Source organism: Corallococcus sicarius (assembly GCF_003611735.1).
Taxonomy (GTDB): Bacteria; Myxococcota; Myxococcia; order Myxococcales; family Myxococcaceae; genus Corallococcus; species Corallococcus sicarius.
This window is the reverse complement of record NZ_RAWG01000395.1, coordinates 1-7,338: the sequence shown is the minus strand read 5'-3', so window position 1 is coordinate 7,338 and position 7,338 is coordinate 1. Positions and strand designations below refer to the sequence as shown.

The window sequence follows — 7,338 nt, the reverse complement described above, 5'->3', positions numbered from 1 at the left end:
CTGGCGGCCCCGCCCGAGCGCAGGGACCTGGAGGCGCACCTCGGCACCTACTGGTTGAGCCGCCTGGGCATCGTGGCGCTCATCATCGGCATCGCGTACCTCATCACCTACCGCTTCGGGGAGCTGGGGATGCTGGCGCGCGTGGGCGCGGGCTACCTGCTCTCCGCGGGGCTGGGCGCGTTCGGACTGTGGCTGGCGCGGCGGCATGAATTGTTCGGCCGCATCGTCTTCGGCGGTGGGCTGGCGCTCGCGTACTTCGTCACCTACGCGTTGCACTTCATCCCGGCGGTGCGGGTCATCGACAGCCAGGTGCTGGCGCTGGTGCTGCTCGCGGGGTTCGTGGTGGCCATCGTCACCATCGCGCACCGGATGCAGTCGGAGACGGTGGCGGGCATCGCGCTGTTCCTGGGGCTGCACACCGGGATGCTCAGCGACATCACCGCGTTCACGTTGCTGTCCACCACGCTGCTGGCGGCGGGGGCGCTGTTCTTCCTCGTGCGCAACCGCTGGGTCATCGTCCCGCTGTCCAGCCTCGTGGCCGTCTACAGCACGCACGTCGTCTGGGCGGTGCGCACCGGCCACATGGCCCCCGGCGCGCCGGAGGACGACCGGCTGCTCTTGAGCCTGGGCTTCCTCGCGCTCTACTTCCTGCTGTTCTCCGTGGCGCTGCTCGCCCGTCCGCGCGACCTGCCCCTGCGCGCGAGCCTCGCGTTCACGCTGCTCAACTGGGCGGGCCTCGTGTCGCTGGGCGCGTATGAAGTCTCCCAGGAGCAGGACTCGCACCTCTTCTCCTTCCTGCTCATCGTCGCCGTGGCGCAGGGCGTGGCGGCGGCCGTCGCCCGGATGCAGCGCGCGCCGGTGGCGCTGGCGCACGCGTACCTCGCGTTGGGAGCGGTGACGCTCGCGCTGGCGATGCCCGCCCGCTACGAGGACGTCGCGCTGGTGGCGGCCTGGACGGTGACGGGGCTCGTCGCGGGGCTGGCCTCGCGCGGGGTCGGCTCGCCGGTGCTGCGCGGCGTGGGCGTGCTCATCCTCTTCGTGGCGCTGGCGGCGTGTGAGTGGGAGACCCCGGGTCGGCTGACGCTGCTCGCGGGGCTGGTGGTTGCGTTCGTGCTGGTGGAGCGCGGCGGGACGGTGCGCGTCCCGGGACTGCCCGAACCCGAGGCGCGCACGCTCTTCACGGCGGCGTGCGCGGTGGGCGCGGGCCTGTCCCTGGTGGCGCTGGTGGGCGCGCGGATGCCGGCGGGGCTCATCACCCTGGGCTGGGTCATCGCCGCGTTCCTCCTCTTCGGCGTGGGCTTCGCGGTGCGCGAGCGCTGGTACCGGCTGGCCGCGCTGGCGGTGATGGGGCTGGCGCTGGTGCGGCTGGTGCTGGTGGACGTGGCACGTCTACCTCCGGATCAGCGGGTGCTCACCTTCATCCTCCTCGGGGTGATGCTCCTGGTGGTCTCATTCACATACACGCGGCTGCGCGATCGGCGCGGTTGACGGGCGGACCCGGGCCGCGTCGAAGGCTTGACGGCGCACCGCGGGATGCGGGATTCCAGGCGCGAAACCGCTCCCCCTGGAGGCTCGTGATGGCGTCCCCCACCGACACGCAGGACCCGTTCGAGCGCATCTACCAGGTCTGCGAACAGGTGCCCTCCGGACAGGTGGCCACCTACGGAGACATCGCCGCCATCGTCGGCCAGGGCTGCGATGCGCGCACCGTGGGCCACGCCATGGCCGCGCTGGGCTCGCGCGCGGCGAGCGTGCCCTGGCAGCGCATCATCAACCGCACGGGCGGCATCAGCACCTCCGGGCCCCGTCAGCGCGAGCTGCTGGAGGAAGAAGGCGTGGCCTTCGACGACAAGGGCCACGTGCGCATGGACGCGCACCACTGGGCGGGCCCGAGCGAGGCGTGGGCCCGCGCCCACGGCTTCACCGTGCTGCCGCCCCGGGATGCGCCAGCGCCGGCTGCCCAGCTCAAGCTCTTCTGAGCTTCGTCGGAGGACGTCAGGCGCTGAGCCGTGTCGGCGGGAAGTAGTCGCCCAGCCGCGTGCGCTCCCACCACGCGCCCGTGTCGCGCCGCTCCTGCCAGGTCGTGAAGCGGTAGCGGTACAGGACGGCGCGAAGCGTGCGCGGCGGGTGCTCTGGAAAGGGGTTGTGTCGCAGCAGGCGGAGCGTGGCCGCGTCGCCCCGCAGGAGCTTCTCGATGAACGGCGGGAACCACCGGGGCGGGTACGCCGGTGAGAGCGCGGCGAACCACATGAGCCAGTCGAGCCGCAGGTGGTACGGCGCCCACTGGGACGGGTGCCGCTTTGGATCGCCCGGCTTGCCCCGGAACTCGTACTCCCTCCACTCGGTGGCCGGCGTGAGGCGCTCGTCGTTCGTCCCCTCGATGACGACCTCGTAGCGCTCGCGCGTGACGCTGCCGAAGGCTCCGTACGTGTTCACGAGGCGGAGCGGCTCGAAGCTGGCGTTCATGAGCTGCTCGCGTGCCAAGAGGTTGCGCGCGGGCTGGTAGGAGAGCACGACGAGGAGCACGGTCACCGCGAGGACGAGCCCGTCGTGCCAGGGGACGACGCTCGTGCTGACGTGGCCTGGGGGCAGGACGTGCCCGAGCACGGCACCGTCGAGCGCCGAGGCCGCGAGGAGGATGGTGATGAGGTTGAGCCAGGAGTAGTTGCCGCTCAGCAGGAGCCACATCTGCGTGAGCGCGATGAAGAGCCCCGCGAAGGTGGCGATGGGCTGCGGGAAGAACAGCAGGAACGGCGCGACGAGCTGGGCGAAGTGGCTTCCGAGCACCTCCATCCGGTGCAGCTGTCTGGGCATGCGATGGAAGTACCAGGAGAGGGGGTTCGGCATCGGCTGCGTCTCGTGGTGGTAGTCGAGGCAGGTGAGGTCCCTCCAGCACGGGTCGCCGCGCAGCTTGATGAGCCCGGCCCCGAACTCCACGCGGAACAGCAGCCACCGGAAGAGCCAGAGGACCGGAGCGGGCACCGCGCTCCAGGCCGGGCCCAGGAACGCGACGAGGAACCCGGCTTCGAGCAGGAGCGACTCCCAGCCGAAGGAATAGAACGTCTGCCCGACGTTGACGATGGAGAGATAGAGCGCCCACAGCACGAGCCAGGTGGCGATCGTCAGGGGGACGGGCCACGCGTCGGGGAGGCCCAGGACGACGGTGAGCGACAGGAGGATGCCGACGAGCGCGACGGCGACGAGCAGGCGGTCGGAGTAGCGCAGGTGGAACACGCTCGGCGCATCGCGGAAGCGCGCCCGGGCGAGGAAGCGGGGGACCGGGAGCAGCCCATGCTCGCCGAGCAGCGGCCGGAACTGCGCCAGCGCGACGAGGAAGGCGAGGAGGTAGCAGAACCCCAGGCCGCGCTGGAGCACGAGCCGCGCAAGCCAGAGGTCCGGTGCGTGGAACCCTTCAGGCATGCCTCAACGCTATGTCCGGCCCCGGACTCCTTCAGGGTCCAACGGCAAGCGGGAATCAGGAAGCGCTCGGCGCCCTGCCTGCTTTTCCGCGAGGAATAAAGGCGTACCGTTGTGTCTTCGCATCCTGCTTGGACCTCCGAATGCCCTTCCCCCAGCTGCGCCGGAGCCTCGTGCTCCTCCTCTGCCTGCTGGCCCCCGCCGGGTTCGCCCAGGACGTGAAGGTCCGCAAGGCGAAGGCGAAGGGGCCGCGCTTCGTGCGCATCCACGGCGGGCACCGGCTCCACCGTGACGCGGCCGCATCCTTCGAGCGCATGGCGAAGGCGGCCCGCGAGTCAGGGCAGTCGCTGCTGGTGACGAGCGCCTTGCGCTCCTACCGGCAGCAGCGCGACCTGTGGCGCCTCTACCGAAAGGGGCTGGGCGCGCAGGCCGCGCGACCGGGCCGCTCCAACCACCAGCGCGGGCTGGCGGTGGATCTCGTCGTGGGCGGCAACCTGGAGTCGCCGACGTACGCCTGGCTCGCGGGGAACGCGTGTCGCTTCGGCTTCCGCCGCACGGTGGCCTCGGAGCCCTGGCATTGGGAGTACCGGCCGCGCAGCACCTCCGCCCCCCGGGACGGCGAGGACTGCCTGGGCCAGCCGCTGCGGGTGGAGCCGGAGCCCGCGCCCACCCTGGTCCGCACCGACGCCAGCTAGCGCGCGAGGAAGGCGCGCATCTCGGCCACGACCTCGGCGTAGCGCGTGAGCCAGAGGTAGTGGCCGGCGCCCCGGAGGGTCACGAGCTTCCAGTTCGGCATGCGCCTGAGCTGCGCGGCCCGGGCGGCCTCGTGCTCGCGGATCTCCGGAAGGTACTTCCGGGCCCGCTCGCGCATCTCCTCGGACACGCCCTCGTTCGTGGTCAGGGCGGAAACCCAATCGGTGAAGGCCTGCTCGTCGGAGATGGCCAGCACGGGGCCTTTCAGCTTCGCGAAGTCCGGCGGGGCCACGCCGCGCACCGACAGCTCCACGGCATCCGGGTGTCGGTGGTGGCGCAGGAAGGCACCCGTCGTCGCGTCGAACTCATACGCCTGCTCGATTTCGTGCGGCGGAAAGCGACCGCCCAGGTCGCGCTCGATGACGGCGGCCACGGCCTCCCGTGAGGGCTGGCCGTCGAGCACGGAGAACGGCAGCGGCGGCAGCGGACCGTCCTTCAGGAACACGGCGATCTCCCCCCGGTCGTCCGTCGCGTCCAGGAAGATGAGCGCCTCCACGCGCTCCGGGTGGTGGCCGCCCAGCCAGGTCATCTCATCGCCCGCGAGGGAGTGGCCCGCCAGCGTCGCCTTCGCGATGCCCAGCTCGTCCAGCGCGGCCCGCAGGTCATTGCCCAGCGTCGCGGTGTCGTAGCCGGTGGACGGCCAGCTCGACGCGCCATAGCCACGTCGGGTGAAGGCATACACATGATGCGTGGCGATGAACTCCGGCGCCAGCACGTCATAGACGTGGCTGGTGCTGCCCATGCCCGCCAGGAACACGAGGGCCGGGCCCTCGCCGCCGTAGTCGAGCACCTCCAGCTCCACCCCCTCGGCCACCTCCACCCGCCGCACCTGGTGCAGGGGATCCACGTCGTCGCCCGGAGGCACCGACGGAGTGGTCGCACAGGCAGTCAGCATCAACAGTGCGCAGCGGAACCAGGGCATTCGCATGGCCCAACACTTTTACACGGTTCGCACGGCTCCGGCGCGAACCTCAGACGCAAGTTTGCAATCCGTGTATAATAAGACTTTAAGGTAAATTTCGACCCACGCTGAAGTGCCCTCCTGGAGACAGCCGATGCGCTTGAATTGGATGACGGGGTCCCCTGCCCTGCTGTTGACCGCGGGCCTGGTGCTGTCCGCCTGTGGAGGGGGCGCGGTGGAGCCTCCGGCGCAGGACGTGTCTGCGATTGGCACCGTGGAGGCGGAGGTGAACTCGCCCATCTATGATCGGGCGCGTGCCTATGCCGCGGCCCATCCCACGCGGGACGGCGGCACCTGGAACCAGTGGTGCGGCTCGCTGATGTTCCGCTTTGGGGAGCTTCCGGCGTCCTCGGCGCGGCCCACGGCCATCGAGGCCTACCGGGCGTCGCGGATCGTCTCGACGAATGCGTCCACGGCGCTGATTGGCGCCTTCCACTGGTGGGACATCGGGTCGGCGGGGCACGTGGGCGCGGACCTGAACGGCGGCGGCGGGACGGTCTTCATGGCCACCTACAACCTGTCGCAGTCCTGGGGGAATGCGATTGGCGTCAACAGCGTGGCGGGCTACTCGGCGAAGACGGGCGCGCGCTACCTGGGCTGGTCCATGGACTACGCGGGCGGACGCATCGCGGGCGGTGGCGGCTCACCGGGCGGCCTGCCGCAGACAACGACTGAGTTCGACGGCATCCCGGGGGAGATCTATTACAAGCGCATCCAGACGGTGGGCCAGCGCGACTTCGGCTACACGGGGCCCATTGACGGGGTGACGGGGCCCGTCACGGAGAAGGTCCGCGTGCGCATCACCGCGCGCGAGCTGAACAACCGGGGCACGCCCCGGACCTCCGCGCAGGAGGACGGCATCCCGGGCTCCATCTACTGGACCCGCGTGCAGACCGTGGGCCGGAGCTTCGGCTACACGGGCCCCATCGACGGCATCCCCGGTCCGGCCACCTACACGGCCGAGCACCGCATCTGCGGCTACGCGGTGAACCGGGCGTTCTGACGTCGGCTCTCGTCGCCATCCGCGGACGCGTCGGTTAGCGTGCGGCCCTCAACACGGAAGTGGGGGCCCATGCGCGTCGTAGCGTCCGTCCTGGAGTCCGTCACGGTTCACGCCGAGGGAGCGCTGTGCACGCGCGCCTTCGTGCTGTCCCCGGAGCAGGGACACCTGCCCGACAAGGTCCGCATCGACGGCCTGCCGCTCGCCCTGCGCACGGGCTCCCTGCGGGCGCGGGTGGTGGACGGGCCTTCCGGGCTCCTCGTCCGCGACCTGCGGCCTGCCTTCGACGTGAAGCTGCCGTCGGAGTCGGACCTGCCCTCGGAGCAGCACGCGCTCGAAGCGGCGGAGGCCGCGCTGTCGGACGTGCACGGCCGGCTGGAGCGCGTGCGCATGGAGCTGGAGTCGCTCCAGCGCCTGACGCCCACCTTCCCGCCGATGCGCAAGGGGCAGCCCCCGCGCGAGGCGCCCCTGTCCGCGATGTTGTCCCTGGCGGGCTTCGTGGACGCAGAGCTGGCGGCGCTGCACGCCCAGCGGCTGGAGCTGGAGCGGCAGCAGCGCGACGCCGCGAATGAGTTGGAGCTGCGGCGCCGGCGCGTGCAGGAGCTGTCCTCGGCGCTCTCCGGCGACCGGGCCCGCCTGTTCCGCGCGGCGCTGCTGACGCTGTCCGGTCCCCTCCCCGCGACCGGGGCCGCGCGCCTCGTGCTGGAGTACGCCGTGTCCGGGGCGCGCTGGGTGCCCACCTATGATCTGCGCCTGCCCCGCACGCTGGAGGAAGGCACGCTGCGCATGCGCGCGGCCGTGCTCCAGCGCACGGGTGAGGACTGGACGGGGGTGCGGCTGTCCGTCTCCACCGCGGACCTGGAGCGGCGCGCGGAGGTGCCGGAGCTGAAGTCGCTGCGCATCGGCCGCAGCCAGCCCCCGCCCCCGCGCTCGGGCTGGCGCGAGCCCGCTCCGGGCCTGGACGAGCTGTTCGCCGGCTACGACGCCATGCGCGCCCCGGAGCCACCCGCCCTCGCGAAGCCCGAGCCCATGCCCCAGCAGGCGCCGAGCTACGAGCCCGAGGAGCCCGAGTCCCTGGAGGAGAGCGACAGCGATGACACGGACGGCTTCGCGGAGCCGGCCTCCTACGGCGGCCCTCCCGGGAGGGCCCCCCGTCCCATGGCACCCGCCGCTGTCTCTTATACACCTCTCCGAGCACACGAGACCG

At 71.4% G+C, this 7,338-nt stretch carries 7 protein-coding genes; 5 read left to right on the top strand and 2 right to left on the bottom strand.

Going from position 1 to position 7,338, the window contains the following annotated elements; translation table 11 throughout:
• Positions 1-1,488: DUF2339 domain-containing protein (locus D7X12_RS36775; RefSeq protein WP_120629871.1), on the top strand; the 1,488-nt coding region annotated here is incomplete at its 5' end.
• Between the two features lie 89 nt (positions 1,489-1,577).
• Complete coding sequence (locus D7X12_RS36770; protein WP_208719522.1) at positions 1,578-1,979, top strand: MGMT family protein; 402 nt, start codon at positions 1,578-1,580, stop codon at positions 1,977-1,979.
• A 16-nt stretch (positions 1,980-1,995) separates the two neighbouring features.
• Here D7X12_RS36770 and D7X12_RS36765 read toward each other — a convergent pair whose 3' ends face one another.
• The gene (locus D7X12_RS36765) at positions 1,996-3,420 is read right to left on the bottom strand and encodes a lipase maturation factor family protein (RefSeq protein WP_120629869.1); all 1,425 of its coding nucleotides are present in this window, start codon (positions 3,418-3,420) and stop codon (positions 1,996-1,998) included.
• 140 nt (positions 3,421-3,560) lie between these two features.
• Between D7X12_RS36765 and D7X12_RS36760 the strand changes: the two genes are divergently transcribed.
• A complete protein-coding gene (locus D7X12_RS36760) occupies positions 3,561-4,112 on the top strand; it encodes a M15 family metallopeptidase (RefSeq protein WP_120629868.1) in 552 nt (183 codons plus the stop codon).
• Here the strand turns inward: D7X12_RS36760 and D7X12_RS36755 are convergent.
• A complete protein-coding gene (locus D7X12_RS36755) occupies positions 4,109-5,098 on the bottom strand; it encodes an alpha/beta fold hydrolase (protein ID WP_120629867.1) in 990 nt (329 codons plus the stop codon). The two genes, D7X12_RS36760 and D7X12_RS36755, sit on opposite strands and share 4 nt — an antisense overlap.
• Before the next feature lie 127 nt (positions 5,099-5,225).
• Between D7X12_RS36755 and D7X12_RS36750 the strand changes: the two genes are divergently transcribed.
• Together D7X12_RS36750 and D7X12_RS36745 are read left to right on the top strand one after the other, a co-directional pair.
• Entirely contained in the window at positions 5,226-6,134 is a 909-nt protein-coding gene (locus D7X12_RS36750) for a hypothetical protein (protein ID WP_208719519.1), read from the top strand.
• A 69-nt stretch (positions 6,135-6,203) separates the two neighbouring features.
• Positions 6,204-7,338, top strand: a 1,135-nt coding sequence (locus D7X12_RS36745; RefSeq protein WP_244225005.1) for a DUF4139 domain-containing protein, incomplete at its 3' end; no start/stop codon positions are given.

Excerpts from the sequence above, each read along its gene's own strand:
- D7X12_RS36770 (WP_208719522.1), top strand. The coding sequence starts at position 1,578 with ATGGCGTCCCCCACCGACACGCAGGACCCGTTCGAGCGCATCTACCAG.
- D7X12_RS36765 (WP_120629869.1), bottom strand. The coding sequence starts at position 3,420 with ATGCCTGAAGGGTTCCACGCACCGGACCTCTGGCTTGCGCGGCTCGTG.
- D7X12_RS36760 (WP_120629868.1), top strand. The coding sequence starts at position 3,561 with ATGCCCTTCCCCCAGCTGCGCCGGAGCCTCGTGCTCCTCCTCTGCCTG.
- D7X12_RS36755 (WP_120629867.1), bottom strand. The coding sequence starts at position 5,098 with ATGCGAATGCCCTGGTTCCGCTGCGCACTGTTGATGCTGACTGCCTGT.
- D7X12_RS36750 (WP_208719519.1), top strand. The coding sequence starts at position 5,226 with ATGCGCTTGAATTGGATGACGGGGTCCCCTGCCCTGCTGTTGACCGCG.